Source organism: Streptomyces sp. NPDC020965, from assembly GCF_044333555.1.
GTDB lineage: Bacteria > Actinomycetota > Actinomycetes > Streptomycetales > Streptomycetaceae > Streptomyces.
Genome location: NZ_JBIRRE010000010.1, coordinates 51,149 through 65,346, shown reverse-complemented (window position 1 = coordinate 65,346; position 14,198 = coordinate 51,149). Strand labels below are relative to the sequence as shown.

Annotated in this window: 13 protein-coding genes; 1 reads left to right on the top strand and 12 read right to left on the bottom strand. The window is 69.4% G+C overall.

From position 1 onward, the window contains the following. Nucleotides 1-315: 315 nt before the first annotated feature. The 8 genes from ACH4S7_RS27525 to ACH4S7_RS27490 form a co-directional block, all read right to left on the bottom strand. Nucleotides 316-948, bottom strand: coding sequence for a TetR/AcrR family transcriptional regulator (locus ACH4S7_RS27525; RefSeq protein WP_398524254.1), 633 nt, complete (start codon nucleotides 946-948; stop codon nucleotides 316-318). Between the two features lie 248 nt (nucleotides 949-1,196). Beyond that, nucleotides 1,197-2,531: a dicarboxylate/amino acid:cation symporter gene (locus ACH4S7_RS27520; protein ID WP_398523997.1), complete on the bottom strand. Its 1,335-nt coding sequence runs from the start codon at nucleotides 2,529-2,531 to the stop codon at nucleotides 1,197-1,199. A 617-nt stretch (nucleotides 2,532-3,148) separates the two neighbouring features. After that, nucleotides 3,149-3,442 (bottom strand): DUF4229 domain-containing protein, encoded by a 294-nt coding sequence (locus ACH4S7_RS27515; protein WP_398523996.1) that lies wholly within the window; start codon nucleotides 3,440-3,442, stop codon nucleotides 3,149-3,151. Between the two features lie 182 nt (nucleotides 3,443-3,624). Next, nucleotides 3,625-4,788 carry an aminofutalosine synthase MqnE gene (gene mqnE / locus ACH4S7_RS27510; protein WP_398523995.1) on the bottom strand — a complete coding sequence of 388 codons (1,164 nt, stop codon included), beginning with the start codon at nucleotides 4,786-4,788 and terminating at the stop codon, nucleotides 3,625-3,627. Nucleotides 4,789-4,890: 102 nt separating this feature from the next. Next, nucleotides 4,891-5,346 (bottom strand): Lrp/AsnC family transcriptional regulator, encoded by a 456-nt coding sequence (locus ACH4S7_RS27505; RefSeq protein WP_398523994.1) that lies wholly within the window; start codon nucleotides 5,344-5,346, stop codon nucleotides 4,891-4,893. Between the two features lie 298 nt (nucleotides 5,347-5,644). Further along, on the bottom strand, nucleotides 5,645-6,340 hold the full coding sequence (locus ACH4S7_RS27500) for a UbiX family flavin prenyltransferase (RefSeq protein ID WP_398523993.1): 696 nt from the start codon (nucleotides 6,338-6,340) through the stop codon (nucleotides 5,645-5,647). Between the two features lie 83 nt (nucleotides 6,341-6,423). Continuing rightward, entirely contained in the window at nucleotides 6,424-7,326 is a 903-nt protein-coding gene (gene mqnP, locus ACH4S7_RS27495) for a menaquinone biosynthesis prenyltransferase MqnP (RefSeq protein WP_398523992.1), read from the bottom strand. Nucleotides 7,327-7,399: 73 nt separating this feature from the next. After that, nucleotides 7,400-8,851, bottom strand: a complete 1,452-nt coding sequence (locus tag ACH4S7_RS27490) for a menaquinone biosynthesis decarboxylase (protein WP_398523991.1) — start codon at nucleotides 8,849-8,851, stop codon at nucleotides 7,400-7,402. Between the two features lie 90 nt (nucleotides 8,852-8,941). On the opposite strand from ACH4S7_RS27490, the gene ACH4S7_RS27485 reads away from it, so the two are divergent. Further along, the gene (locus tag ACH4S7_RS27485) at nucleotides 8,942-9,313 is read left to right on the top strand and encodes a PLD nuclease N-terminal domain-containing protein (RefSeq protein ID WP_398523990.1); all 372 of its coding nucleotides are present in this window, start codon (nucleotides 8,942-8,944) and stop codon (nucleotides 9,311-9,313) included. 333 nt (nucleotides 9,314-9,646) lie between these two features. Here ACH4S7_RS27485 and ccsB read toward each other — a convergent pair whose 3' ends face one another. The 4 genes from ccsB to ACH4S7_RS27465 all read right to left on the bottom strand — a co-directional run bounded on the left by ccsB (nucleotide 9,647) and on the right by ACH4S7_RS27465 (nucleotide 14,151). Continuing rightward, on the bottom strand, nucleotides 9,647-10,738 hold the full coding sequence (gene ccsB, locus ACH4S7_RS27480; protein ID WP_398523989.1) for a c-type cytochrome biogenesis protein CcsB: 1,092 nt from the start codon (nucleotides 10,736-10,738) through the stop codon (nucleotides 9,647-9,649). Further along, on the bottom strand, nucleotides 10,735-12,651 hold the full coding sequence (locus ACH4S7_RS27475) for a cytochrome c biogenesis protein ResB (RefSeq protein WP_398523988.1): 1,917 nt from the start codon (nucleotides 12,649-12,651) through the stop codon (nucleotides 10,735-10,737). Before ACH4S7_RS27475 ends, ccsB begins: the two co-directional genes overlap by 4 nt. 5 nt (nucleotides 12,652-12,656) lie before the next feature. Continuing rightward, on the bottom strand, nucleotides 12,657-13,409 hold the full coding sequence (locus ACH4S7_RS27470) for a cytochrome c biogenesis CcdA family protein (RefSeq protein ID WP_398524253.1): 753 nt from the start codon (nucleotides 13,407-13,409) through the stop codon (nucleotides 12,657-12,659). A gap of 139 nt (nucleotides 13,410-13,548) precedes the next feature. Further along, nucleotides 13,549-14,151 carry a TlpA family protein disulfide reductase gene (locus ACH4S7_RS27465; protein ID WP_398523987.1) on the bottom strand — a complete coding sequence of 201 codons (603 nt, stop codon included), beginning with the start codon at nucleotides 14,149-14,151 and terminating at the stop codon, nucleotides 13,549-13,551. Nucleotides 14,152-14,198 lie beyond the last annotated feature (47 nt).

The window sequence follows — 14,198 nt, the reverse complement described above, 5'->3', positions numbered from 1 at the left end:
GGCCCGGCCGCCATGGACGGCATCGCCGCAGCTCGCGTCGGCGAGCCGACGGGGGCCCGGGGCGCCCCGTCGAGAGGCCGTCGAGGGCCGGATTGTGGCGAACCCCACCCTGCCGGAGGGCGCCACAGAGCGGCGGGGCCGGTGCCGGGGACGCGGAAAGGGCCGGAGGAGGGGACGCGGAGAGGGCCGGGCGCCGGGACAGGGCCGGGGCCCGAGAGAGGCCCGGGGCCGGGAGAGGCCCGGCGCCGGGGCGGGAGGGCCGCCGGGGCCCGGGGCCGGGAGAGGCCCGGCGCCGGGATCGGGAGGGCGGCCGGCTCAGCGGGGCGACCAGCGCTCGCCCTTCAGCAGATCGGAGAGGCCCACCCAGGCGAAGTTCATGAGGGTCGCGGTGGCCTCCTTCGCCGACGCCCCGCCCATCTCGTTCACCCAGCCGGCCAGCGACTCCGCCGCCCCCACCAACGCCTGTGCCAGCCCGGCCACGTCCCGCTCGGTCGGCTCGGTCGGTCCGGCACCCGGCCGGGGGGTCCCGGACTCGGTCGCGGCGGTGCGGATCAGCCCGGCGACATAGTCGACGATCACATCCCGCATCACGGACACCTCCAGCGCGAACGGCTCGCCGTGGGTCCGCGCCTGGCGGTGCAGTACGGCCCAGCCGTCCGGGTTCTCCGCGGTGTGCGTGAAGAACGCGGTGAGCCCGGCCCACAGTTGGCGATCGGCCGGCAGACCTGGTTCGGTCGCGGCCTGCACGGCGGTCAGCAGCGCCTCCGCCTCGCGCCGGATGCACGCCGTGAACAGCTCTTCCTTGGAGTTCAGATAGAGATAGACCAAGGGCTTGGAGACCCCGGCCAGTTCGGCGATCTCATCCATCGAGGTGGCCCGGTACCCGCGCTCCGCGAAGGTCCGTACGGCGGCGTCCATCATCTGCCGCTCCCGTACGGCCCGTGGCATCCGCTTGGTTCGCACACTGTCCGCAGCACTCATGCTCAGTCGTCCCTCCGCCCCCGCGCAGCTCCCCTACTGCTCGGTAAGCCTACGGCCCGTCAGCCGGGCCGGAACGCGTCGAGGCCCCCTCCCCCGCACCCATACGGGATACGGAAAGAAGGGGGCCTCGATCGGACAGCGAACAGAGGTGAAACGGTCGGAAGGAGAGCTGAATCGATCCGTTCCGGATCCCGGCCGGTACCGGCCGGTTCGGGTTACGCGGGGACCGGGACCTGCCGGCGCTCCGGCTCGTCGTCGATCGGCGACGAGCTGGCCGAGTTGTACGCGTCGTGGTCCAGGATCTTCTCGCGGGCGGCGACGATGACCGGGACCAGCGCCTGACCGGCCACGTTCGTCGCCGTACGGATCATGTCCAGGATCGGGTCGATCGCCATCAGCAGGCCCACGCCCTCCAGCGGGAGACCCAGCGTCGAGAGGGTCAGGGTCAGCATCACGGTCGCGCCGGTGAGGCCGGCCGTGGCGGCCGAACCGACGACCGAGACGAAGGCGATCAGCAGGTAGTCCTGGACGCCGAGCTGCACATCGAAGATCTGCGCGATGAAGATCGCCGCCAGCGCCGGGTAGATCGCGGCGCAGCCGTCCATCTTCGTGGTCGCGCCGAACGGGACCGCGAAGGAGGTGTACTCCTTCGGCACGCCGAGCCGCTCGGTGACCTTCTGGGTGACCGGCATCGTGCCGACCGAGGAGCGCGAGACGAAGGCGAGCTGGATCGCGGGCCAGGCGCCCTTGAAGAACTGGATCGGGTTGACCTTGGCGACCGTCGCCAGCAGCAGCGGGTAGACACCGAACATCACCAGCGCGCAGCCGATGTAGACGTCGGCGGTGAAGGTCGCGTACTTGCTGACCAGGTCCCAGCCGTAGTCGGCGATGGCGTAGCCGATGAGGCCGACGGTGCCCAGCGGCGCGAGGCGGATGACCCACCACAGGGCCTTCTGGAGCAGTTCGAGCACGGCCTCGCTGAGGCTGAGGATCGGCTTGGCCTTCTCGCCGAGGGCGAGGGCGGCGATACCGGCGACGGCGGCGAGGAAGACGATCTGGAGGACGTTCAGCTCGGTGAACGGCGTGATGACGTCCGTCGGGACGATGCCGGTGAGGAAGTCGATCCAGGAGCCGGAGTTCTCCGGCGCCTTGCCGTCCTTCGGGGTGAGGCCGGTGCCCGCGCCCGGGTTGGTGAGCAGGCCGATCGTGATGCCGATGGCGACCGCGATCAGCGAAGTGATCATGAACCAGAGCAGGGTCTGGCCGGCCAGCCGGGCGGCGTTGTTGACCTTGCGGAGGTTGGTGATGGAGACCAGGATCGCGAAGAAGACGAGCGGCGCGACGGCCAGCTTCAGCAACCGGATGAAGATGTCACCGATGTGGCCGAGGGTGTCCTTGAGCCAGCCGATGTCCTGACCCTTGGCGAGCCAGCCGAGCAGGACTCCGAGCACCAGACCGGCGACGATCTGCGCCCAGAAGGGGACCTTGGGTATGCGGAAACGGGAGCCCGAGGGCTCACCGTTCGCGGTGGTCGCGGCATTCGCGGACACGGACACACTCCAGTAGCGGCATGAAGGGGATGGGGAGAGAGCGGGGGGTGCGGGGCGCCCGTGCGCGAGTGGGCGGTACCGCTGTCGAGGCCGAGGTTTCAGACCGAGCGGCGACAGGCCGCGGACATACAGCGGCAGAGATCGACATGCAGGCGCGCCACGAGCGGGGGGCTCGCGGCATCGAGGAGGCGCACTGCTGTCGTCATGTCGAACACGTTAACACTTGAACTTTGAGAAGCTCAAAGCTCACCTTTGGGATCTACGCCACTTCCACCGCGCTCCGGGGCTCATGGGCAGCCTCGGGGGCATCCCCGTACGTACCTCCGCGGGCATCCCCATGCTCATCCCTGAGGCATCCCCATGCTCATCCCGGCACGTGTCCCCGTACGTACCCCCGCAGGCCCCCGCGGGCCCCCGCTCCGGGCTCCCGGACCCCTCGGGCTCCCGGCTCCGGCTCCCGGCTCCCGGCATGGCAAAGCCCCCGGCAGTAAGTAGCTACCGGGGGCGATCACTCACATCAGACCGTACGGAACCGGATCGCCGCCACAAAGGAGCGGTCCGGGACGACCCAGGACAGCCCAAGACGGTCCGGAACGGCCCCGGACGGTCCGGGTCGGTCAGACCGCCGCGCTGTCCTCACTGTTCCGGTTGGCGCGCAGCCGCCCCTTGACCTCATCGACCTTGTTGACGAGCTGTTCGGACATCGCCTCCCGCTGCTTCCGCAGCAGGACGAAGCTGAGCGGCGCGGAGATCACCAGCGCGAGCAGCACGACCCAGGCGAAGTTGGCCTCACCCATCCCCTTGGGCAGGATGCCGAAGTGGACCAGACCGGCCACGATCACGAAGCAGCCGGCGAAGATGGCGACCCGCAGGGCGGTGTACTTGATCGCGGCGCTCGACTTGGCTGACACGGCGGGGTCCTTCTCTCGTCGTACGACAGATCGTGTCAAACCAGTGAAGCACGCCTGTCTGTCGATCAGTACAGCGGCCGCCGTATGAGGGGTTCACCGTCCTACGGCGGCCGGCTGGGGCACACACTCCCGGTCGTACTCGCTCGGTCGTGCGCGCTCGGTCCTGAGCCTCGTCCCGGGGGTCAGACGCGCATGGGCTGCGGCGACTCGCGGCGGTCGGCGTCCGGGCCCGGGTACTCGCGGATGATCTCGTACCGCGTGTTCCGCTCCACCGGGCGGAATCCGGCGTCGCGGATCAGGTCGAGCAGATCGTCGCGGGTCAGCTTGTTCGGCGTGCCGTAGTTGTCCGCGTCGTGCGTGATCTTGTACTCGACCACCGAACCGTCCATGTCGTCCGCACCGTGCTGAAGCGCGAGCTGGGCGGTCTGCACGCCGTGCATCACCCAGAAGACCTTGACGTGCGGCACGTTGTCGAAGAGCAGCCGGGAGACCGCGAAGGTCTTCAGCGCCTCGGCGCCGGTCGCCATGGTCGTCCGCGCCTGGAGGCGGTTGCGGACCTTGCCGTCCTTCATGTCCACGAAGTCGTGCTGGTAGCGGAGCGGGATGAAGACCTGGAAGCCCCCGGTCTCGTCCTGTAGCTCACGCAGTCGCAGTACGTGGTCGACCCGGTGCCGGGGCTCCTCGATATGCCCGTACAGCATGGTGGACGGCGTCTTCAGGCCCTTGCTGTGCGCGAGCCGGTGGATGCGCGACCAGTCCTCCCAGTGGGTGCGGTGGTCCACGATGTGCTGCCGCACCTCCCAGTCGAAGATCTCCGCGCCGCCGCCGGTGAGGGATTCGAGACCGGCTTCGATCAGCTCGTCCAGGATGTCCGACGCGGACATCCCGGAGATGGTCTCGAAGTGGTGGATCTCGGTGGCGGTGAACGCCTTGAGGGAGACGTGCGGGAGGGCTTCCTTCAGGGCGCTCAGCGAGCGGGGGTAGTAGCGCCAGGGGAGATTGGGGTGGAGACCGTTGACGATGTGCAGCTCGGTGAGGTTCTCGTTCTCCATCGCCTTGGCGAGGCGGACGGCCTCCTCGATGCGCATGGTGTACGCGTCCTTCTCGCCCGGCTTGCGCTGGAACGAGCAGTACGCGCAGGACGCGGTGCACACATTGGTCATGTTGAGGTGACGGTTGACGTTGAAGTGCACGACGTCGCCGTTCTTGCGCGTCCGCACCTCGTGGGCGAGGCCGCCGAGCCAGGCCAGATCGTCCGAGTCGTAGAGGGCGATACCGTCTTCACGGCTGAGCCGCTCACCGGCCCTGACCTTCTCCTCCAGCTCGCGCTTGAGCCCAGCGTCCATGCGCCCGCCTCTCATAATCTCCGTCAATCGGGCGTCCCCCACGGTACTCTCCCGTTCCTCGCGGGCGGGGGTGCCCCCACGCGGCTCCGGTCGGCCCGCCGGTCAGACCCCGTCCGGCAGATCGCCGACCCGGTTCTCCCACTTGGTGGAGAGCACGATCGTCGTGCGGGTGCGGGAGACACCCCGGGTGCCGCTGAGCCTGCGGATCGTCTTCTCCAGGCCGTCGACGTCGCCGACCCGGACCTTGAGCATGTACGAGTCGTCGCCGGCGATGAACCAGCAGTCCTCGATCTCGGCGAGGTCCCGCAGCCGGCGCGCCACGTCCTCGTGGTCCGCCGCGTCGGAGAGGGAGATCCCGATGAGGGCGGTGACGCCGAGGCCGAGCGAGGCCGAGTCGACGGTGGCGCGGTATCCGGTGATGACACCGGCGGCCTCAAGGCGGTTGATCCGGTCCGTGACGCTGGGCCCGGAGAGGCCGACGAGCCGTCCCAGCTCGGCGTACGAGGCCCGGCCGTTCTCCCGGAGAGCCTGGATGAGCTGTCTGTCCACCGCGTCCATGTGCCTGGAGCCTTCCATAGTCTTCGAACCCGAAGTCTTCGAATCTGATGCCGAACCTGACGACAAAACTGATGCCAAAGCTGCTGACGAACTGACGAACTGGGGATTTCAACGGAGCGGAGACGGGTCTCCGCAGCCGGGGCGAGCGGGGTCGGGCCCCGCGATTCTTCCAAAGAATCAGCGCCGCCCGTTCAGCCGTCCGTACCTCGTCCGTACAACCGTCCGTACGACCGTCCGTGGCGTCGTCGATTCCGTCGCCGGTTCCGTCGCCCGTGGAGTCGCCCGTAGCGCCGCCCGTTCAGGAGGGGGACCGGCCCGCACCGTCCGCGCGGGAGCCGCCCAGCTCCCCCTCCCAGCGCCGGTACAGCCCGTGCTCCACCCCCACCGCGTCCAGCGCCCGCCCCGCGACGAAGTCCACCAGATCCTGGATGTGGGTCGCGCCCGCGTAGAACGCGGGGGACGCGGGCAGCACCACCGCGCCCGCGTCGTCCAGCGTGACGAGGTGCCGCAGGGTCTGCCCGTTGAGCGGGGTCTCCCGTACGGCGACGACGAGGGGCCGCCGTTCCTTGAGGGTGACGCTCGCCACCCGCTGGAGCAGATCCTTGGAGAGGCCGAGCGCGACCCCGGCGACGGAGGCGGTGGAGGCCGGCACGATGATCATGCCTTTGGCGGGGTACGAGCCCGAGGAGGGACCGGCGGCCAGATCCCCGGCCGCCCAGTGCCGTACGCCGGCGGTGTCCACCCGGAAGACACCGGGCTTCCCATCGGCGCCCCGGCCGAGCCACTCCGTCAGATCGTCGCGCCAGTGGGCGTCGCGGAAGGAGATGCCGGTCTCGTCGAGCAGGGTCAGCCGGGAGGCCCGTGAGACCACCAGATCGACGCTCTCACCGGCGTCGATGAGCCCCCGCAGCACGGCGGCGGCATAGGGCGTCCCGGAGGCGCCGGACACCCCGACGATCCAGGGCTGGCGGGGGTTGTTCTGTACTGGCTCCACACCGAACAGCCTAAAGGCTGTCCCGAAAGCGCCGTATGTCAGGCGTTGGGGTCGACGGGCAGGCCGGGCGGGCCAGACCGTGACTAGACCGTCAGGCCGCGCACCAAGAGATCCAGTAGAGCGAACACGAAAAGGGTGATTCCGATAAACCCATTGACGGTGAAGAACGCCCGGTTCAGCCGCGACAGATCCCCCGGCTTCACCACCGAGTGCTCGTAGCAGAACGCCACCGCCACGATCACCAGCCCCGCCCAGAAGAACACCCCCGCGTCCGTCGCCAGCGCGTACCAGACCAGCAGCCCGGTGGTCAGCGCGTGCGAGGCCCGCGCCCCGTACAGCGCGGCCGGGATGCCGAAGCGGGCAGGGACGGACCTGACGCCCTCGGCGCGGTCCGCCTGGACGTCCTGGCAGCCGAAGATCAGATCGAAGCCGCCGATCCAGATGCCGACCGCGAGGCCGAGGATCACCGCGTCCCACGACCACTCGCCGGTGACCGCGAGCCAGGCCCCGATCGGCCCCATGGCCTGCGCCAGGCCGAGGATCGCGTGCGGGAAGTCGGTGAACCTCTTGCCGTACGGATAGACCACCATCGGGACGACCGCGAGGGGCGCCAGCGCCAGACAGAGCGGATTCAGCGCGGCGGCGGCGGCGAGGAAGACCACGACCGCGATGAGCGCGCCCGTCCAGGCGGACCGCACGCTCACCGCGCCGGTGACCAGCTCCCGGCCGGCCGTGCGGGGGTTCCGCGCGTCGATCTCGCGGTCGATGATCCGGTTGCACGCCATCGCGAAGGTCCGCAGACCGACCATGGCCAGGGTGACCAGCAGCAGCGTGCCCCAGTCGATGCTCCCGTCGAGCTGGAACATCGCGGTGAGCGCGGCGATGTAGGCGAACGGCAGCGCGAAGACCGAGTGCTCGATCATCACCAGCCGGAGGAAGCCCCGGGTCCGGCCGGGGCTCGGGACGGCTGCGGCGGAGGCGGTCACCGGAGCGACCCGCCCGCGCCGACGCGCCCGGAGCCGTCGCCGGACGGGCCCCCCGTACCGGTGGAACGGCGCCTCACAGTCCGTACTCCTTCCAGCGGCGGTCGACCAGCGCCGCCGTCTCCGGGTCGGACTCGACCATGTTCGGCCAGCCCCCGTCCCGTACGTACCCCTCCTCCGGCCACTTCTTCGTCGCGTCGATCCCGGCCTTGCCGCCCCAGAACTGCTGGTAGGAGGCGTGGTCAAGATGGTCGACGGGGCCCTCGACCACGGTCAGGTCGCGGGCGTAGTCGGTGTTGCCGAGGGCCCGCCAGGAGACCTCGTGCAGATCGTGGACATCGCAGTCCGAGTCGACCACCACGATCAGCTTCGTCAGGGACATCATGTGCGCGCCCCAGATCGCGGACATCACCTTCTGGGCGTGTTTCGGGTACTTCTTGTCGATCGAGACGATCGCGCAGTTGTGGAAGCCGCCCGACTCCGGCAGGTGGTAGTCGACGATGTCCGGCACGATGATCTTGAGCAACGGCAGGAAGAAGCGTTCCGTCGCCCGGCCGAGCGGTCCGTCCTCGGTCGGCGGGCGGCCCACCACGATCGACTGGAGGAGTGGACGCTTCCGCATCGTCACACAGTCGATCGTCAGGGCCGGGAACGGCTCCTGCGGGGTGTAGAAGCCGGTGTGGTCGCCGTACGGGCCCTCGGGGAGCATCTCCCCCGGCTCCAGCCAGCCCTCCAGGACGACCTCCGCCTGCGCGGGGACCTGGAGCGGCACCGTCTTGCAGTCGACCATCTCGATCCGCTTGCCCTGGATGAAACCGGCGAACAGGTACTCGTCGATATCGCCCGGCAGCGGCGCGGTGGAGGCGTAGGTCACGGCGGGCGGACAGCCGAAGGCGATGGCGACCGGCAGCCGCTCCCCGCGCTTCGCCGCCACCTGGTAGTGGTTGCGACTGTCCTTGTGGATCTGCCAGTGCATCCCGATGGTGCGGCGGTCGTGGCGCTGGAGGCGGTAGAGGCCCAGATTGCGGACGCCCGACTCGGGGTCCTTGGTGTGGGTGAGACCGAGGTTGAAGAAGGAGCCGCCGTCCTCGGGCCAGGTGAAGAGCGCGGGGAGCTGGTTCAGGTCGACGTCGTCACCGCGCAGGACGACCTCCTGTACGGGGGCGTCCTTCACCTTCTTCGGCGGGACGTGCACCATCGAGCCGAGCTTGCCGAACGCCTCGCGCACCCCGACGAAACCGTGCGGCAGCTCCGGCTTGAGAAGTCCGCCGATCTTGTCGCTGATGTCCGAGTAGGCGTTCAGACCGAGCGCCTTCAGCAGTCGGCGGTCGGTGCCGAAGACATTCATCGCCAGGGGCATGGCGGAGCCGCGCACGTTCTCGAAGAGCAGCGCGGGCCCGCCCGCCTTGTTCACCCGGTCGACGATCTCCCCGACCTCCAGGTGCGGGTCGACCTCTGCCTTGACTCGCTTGAGGTCTCCCTCGCGCTCCAGGGCCCTGAGCAGGGAACGAAGATCGTCATAAGCCATGCGGTCAAGTATCGGGTACCGGATACCCTGGCCGCGTCACCGGGGCCCGTTTACGCGCCCCTCCGCCTCACTCTGGGGGACCGTAAGGCCATGCTCAGGTATCTGCCCTTTCTGCTGGTCCTGGCGCTGTGGATCTACGCCTTCATCGACTGCCTGAACACCCCGGAGAACGAGGTCAGGAAGCTGCCGAAGGTGGTGTGGGTCATCATCGTGCTGCTCTTCGGCGAGGTGCTGCTGGGTCCGATCGCCTGGTTCGCGGTGGGCCGGCCGCGGAAGACCCCGTCGTACGGGGAGCGGGGCGGGAGCCGCGGCGGCGGCGGGTGGGTGGCGCCGGACGACAATCCGGAGTTCCTCAAGTCGCTGCGGGACGAGGACGGTGCCGCGGGTGGCGCCGGCGAGCAGGACGGCAAGAAGGACCCGAAGGACCAGCAGGACAAGAAGAAGGACGACGACGAGGTCTGAGCGGGACCCGGGACCGGCACCGAGGGTCCCCCGGCCACCGGCTCGCCCGTACGGCTCCGATCCGATCCGTACGGCTCGGATCCGTCCGTACGCCCCCGTCCGTACGCCCCCGCCCGCACGCCCCGCCCGGATCCGTACGACTGCCCGGATCCGCACCCGTACGCCCTGTCCGGACGCACCGGCCCCGCCTTTGCCCCGCCGCTGCCCGCCCGTCCCGATGCCCCGGCGTCCCGCCGACAGACGGCCGCCCCGGGGCCTCCGGGCGGGATTCCACCGGGAGGCACCCGGGGCGGGGGCGCTCTCATCTCCCGGCCGGGTCGGCCGGGGGTCGGGTCACAGGCCCGAGTACGAGTGCAGACCGTCCACGAAGATGTTGACGCCGTAGTAGTTGAACAGCCAGCACGCGAACGCGATCAGCGCCAGCACCGCCGCCTTCCGGCCCTTCCAGCCCGCCGTGACCCGCGCGTGCAGGTAGCAGGCGTACGCGACCCAGGTAATGAAGGACCAGACCTCCTTGGGGTCCCAGCCCCAGAAGCGGCCCCAGGCGTCGTTCGCCCAGATCGCGCCCGCGATGATCGTGAAGGTCCAGAGCGGGAAGACCGCCGCGTTGATGCGGTACGCGAACTTGTCCAGCGTCGCGGCGGCCGGCAGCCGGTCGAGGACCGAGACCGCGAACCTGCCCGGCTTGCCCCCTGCCGCCAGCTTGCTCTCGTACGAGTCACGGAAGAGATAGAGCACCGTGCCGACCGCGCCGAGGTAGAACACCGCGCCGCAGAAGATGGCGGTGGAGACGTGGATCCACAGCCAGTACGAGTCGAGCGCGGGGACGAGCTGGTCACTGTCGGTGTAGAGCCACTTGGTGGCGATGCCCAGATCGACCAGGACGGTGCCGACGAGCGGCAGGCCCATCCAGCGGACGTTCTTCTTGGCGACCATGAAGCCCAGGTACACGCCGACCACCACCATGGAGAAGGTGATGGAGAACTCGTACATATTGCTCCACGGCACCCGCTTCACGGACGCCGAGCGGGCCACCACGCCGGCCACCTGGACGGCGAAGGCCAGCACCGTCAGGGAGATCGCGATCCGCCCGTACAGATCACCCTTCAGAGTGCCGCCGGCGGCGCCCGGACCGTCCGGGACCTCCCGGGTGCCGGCCGCGGCGCGGGTGACGACCTTCGGCTTGTCCAGGACGTCCGTACCGCCCTGCGCGCCCTTGGCGCGGACCGTGACGACGGGACCGCCGGCCGCGGCCCCGCCCTTGCCGGTCAGCGCGGCGGCCGTGCGGCCCACCTTGCTGCGGCTACCGAAGACCCATTCGGCGGTATGCGCGAGGAAGGCCAGGGTGTACACGGCCATCGCCGAGTAGATCAGCGTGTTGCTGATCTGGGCGAGGTTCTCGTTGGTTGCGGCGGCGAGAGTCACTTCTCAGCCCCTTCGGCAGAAACGTGGGCATCGTCCACGGATTCGGATGGTTCGGGCGCGGCCGGCTCATCCGCCGCTTCGGGCGCGGTGGGCGCCTCCGTGTTGAGCGATACGGCCAGTTCGCCCAGCTCCTCCGGCAGTTTCGGCGACTCGCTGCGACCGAGTCCCGCCATCTCGACCACGGTGACGCCGTCGGCGCCCCGGACGGCCCGTACCCAGATCCGGCGCCGCTGGATGAAGAGCGAGCCGATCAGGCCCAGGACGGCCAGGACCGCTCCGACGAGCGCCCAGCCGGTGCCGGGCTGCTGCGAGATCTGGAAGCTCGCCCACTCCTTCACCTCCTTCTCGAAGGTGATGGAGCCGGCGCCGTCCGGGAGCGTCATCGTCTCGCCCGGCAGCAGCCGGGCCTTGAGGATGTCACCCTTGGCGTCCTTGAACTGGGTCATCTTCTTGGTGTCGAGCTGATAGACGTTCTGCGGCAGGCCGGAGTCGACACCCAGGCTGCCCGTGTAGCCGTTGAGCGCGAGCACCGGGAACTCCAGGCCCGGGAACTGCGAGAACATCGTTCCCTTGCCCTCGCCGCCGAACGTCGGGACGAAGAACGCCTGGAAGCCGAGCTGGGTCTTCTTGCCGTTCTTGTCCCGGTAGCCGTCCATCACCTTGATGGCGCCGGTGGAGGTGACGTTGGAGTCGATGGGCAGCAGCGGCACCGCCATGGTGCTGACGACCTTGCCCCGGCCGTCGCGGACGGTGACCACGGGCGCGTAGCCGTGGGCGAGCAGATAGACCTTGGTGCCCTCGACCGTCAGCGGCTTGTTCACCTCGATGACGGCCTTCTTCTCCTTGCCGCCGGGGGTGGACCAGCGGACGTCCGCCGAGTAGGTGCGGGGGGTGCCGCGCTGCGGCCCGTTCTTCTCGTAGGTGCCGGTGAACTTGTCCAGCATGAAGGTGAACGGCGCGAGGTCGTCCGTGCTGTAGAGCGAGCCGGACCGGAAGTCGTCGTACTGGGTGAGGGTGTTGGAGAAGCCGTCGCCCTCGACGATCAGCTTGCCGCCCTCGGACTTGAGGAGCTGGCCGACGCCGAACGCCACCAGCATCACGATCAGCGAGACATGGAAGATCAGATTTCCGGCCTCGCGGAGGTAGCCCTTCTCGGCGGCGACCGCGGTCCCGACCGTGTGGGCGCGGAAGCGGCGCTTCTTGAGGAGGGCGAGCGCGGCCTCCCGCACCTCTTCGGGGTCGGCGTCGGTGCGCCAGGTCGTGTACGCGGGCATCCGGTTCAGCCGGCCGGGCGCGCCCGGGGGGCGGCTGCGGAGCTGGCCGACGAACTGCCAGGTGCGCGGGACGATGCAGCCGATGAGGGAGACGAAGAGCAGGATGTAGATCGCGGAGAACCACACCGAGCTGTAGACGTCGAAGAGCTGGAGCTTGTCGAAGAGGGGCGTCAGCCGTGGGTTCCCCTCCTGCCAGGTCTGCACCTTGAGGTCGTCGACGCTGTTCTGCGGGATCAGTGAGCCCGGGATCGCGGCGAGCGAGAGCAGGAAGAGCAGGATCAGCGCGACCCGCATCGAGGTGAGCTGCCGCCAGAACCAGCGGGCCCAGCCGGTGAGACCGAGGGTGGGGCCGGCGACGAGTCCGTCGTGGGGGGCGGTGTCCTCGGCGGGCTCCTCGCGGGGGGCGGTGGAGAGCCGGGCGCCGGCCGCGGCGTCGGCGGCCCGTTCGCCCGCGTCCCGGTCGGCCGCCGCGGCTGCTGTCGTCTCGTCGGCCGTCGTCGGCCCGGCCGTCGTCGGCCCGACCGCTGTCGTTTCGGCCGCTGTCGTCCCGGGTGGCGTCGTCCCGGGTGGCGTCGGCTCCGTCCCGGCCGCTTTCTCGGCCTCGCCGGTGTCGCCCGTCTCTGTCTCTGTCCTGCTCATTGGTGTCAGATCCCCACCGTGAAGCTGTTCGACCAGACCTGCAGATCCTGCATCAGGGTGTCCCAGACACCCGTCAGCAGCAGCAGACCGGTCACGATCATCATGATGCCGCCGACGCGCATCACCCAGACGTAGTGCCGCTTGACCCAGCCGAAGGCGCCGAGCATCTTGCGGAAGGCGACCGCGGCCAGCACGAAGGGCAGTCCGAGGCCGATGCAGTACGCGACGGTCAGTATGGCGCCCCGGCCCGCGCTCGCCTGGTCGGCGGCGAGGATCTGCACGGCGGCGAGTGTCGGGCCGATGCAGGGGGTCCAGCCGACCCCGAAGAGCGCGCCCAGCAGCGGGGCCCCCAGCAGGCCGGTGACCGGCCGTTTGTGGAGGCGGAACTCCCGCTGGGTGAGCCAGGGCATCATCCCCATGAAGAAGGCGCCCAGCAGGACCATCAGCCCGCCGAGGACCTTGGTGATGATCCCCTGCTGGGCCTGGAGCTGGTGGCCGAAGAAGCCGAAGAGCGCGCCGCCCGAGACGAAGACGACGGTGAAGCCGAGGACGAAGAGGGAGGCGCCGAGGACCATCCGGCCGCGCTTGGCCTCGGCCAGATCGGTGCCGCTGACCCCGGTGACGTACGAGAGGTAGCCGGGGACGAGCGGCAGCACACAGGGCGAGAAGAAGGAGACGAGCCCGCCGAGCACGGCGATGGGGAGGGCGAAGGCCAGGGTGCCGCTGAAGACGGTCTCGTTCAGGCCCGTCACGGCCATGACCTCCACGGCCCGCGCGGCTCCCGACGGATCACCAGCCATCAGCTCGCCGGCCATCGGCCCGCTCACGATGGGATCGCTCACCATGGGATCGCCGCCCGCGCCGCCGTGACTCCCGCGGCCGATTCGCTCGCGATCATCACTTCTCCGCGACCAACGGGTCGATCATCTTGCGGAGTTGCTTCTCGGAGAGCGCCATCAGCGCACGTGCGGCGATCTTCCCCTCCCGGTCGAGCACGACCGTGGAGGGAATGGACTGCGGAGTGAGCGTGCCCTTGGGGAATCCACTGAGGATCAGTGCGCCCGCCGGGTCGTACAGGCTCGGGAACTTGACGTTGTAATCCTTCTCGAAAGCGATGGCCGAGCCCTTATTGGGGTCGCGGGTGTTGAGTCCGACGAACTCCACGCCCTTTGACTTCAGGTCATTGGAGACCTTCACCAAATTCGGCGCCTCGGCCCGGCAGGGTGCGCACCAGGAACCCCAGGCATTCAGTACGACGATCTTCCCCTTGAGGTCGGCGACATCGAGCCGCTTCCCTTCGAGGGTCTCGCCCGAGATCTCGCCGGTGGGCTTGCGCTTCCCGTACGCGACGGTGGAGATGCCGCCGGTGTCGGTGACGAAGTTGGTGTCACCGCCGCCACCGGACTTGCCGGTGTCACCACTGCACCCGGACAGGACGAGCGTGCCGACCGCCAGCAGGGCGGTCGGCAGGGCAGCGCGAGAGGCACGGCTAAGGCTCATGTGAAAAGTTTCGCATGACGGTTCCGCCGATCTTCCGCGCCCCCCTC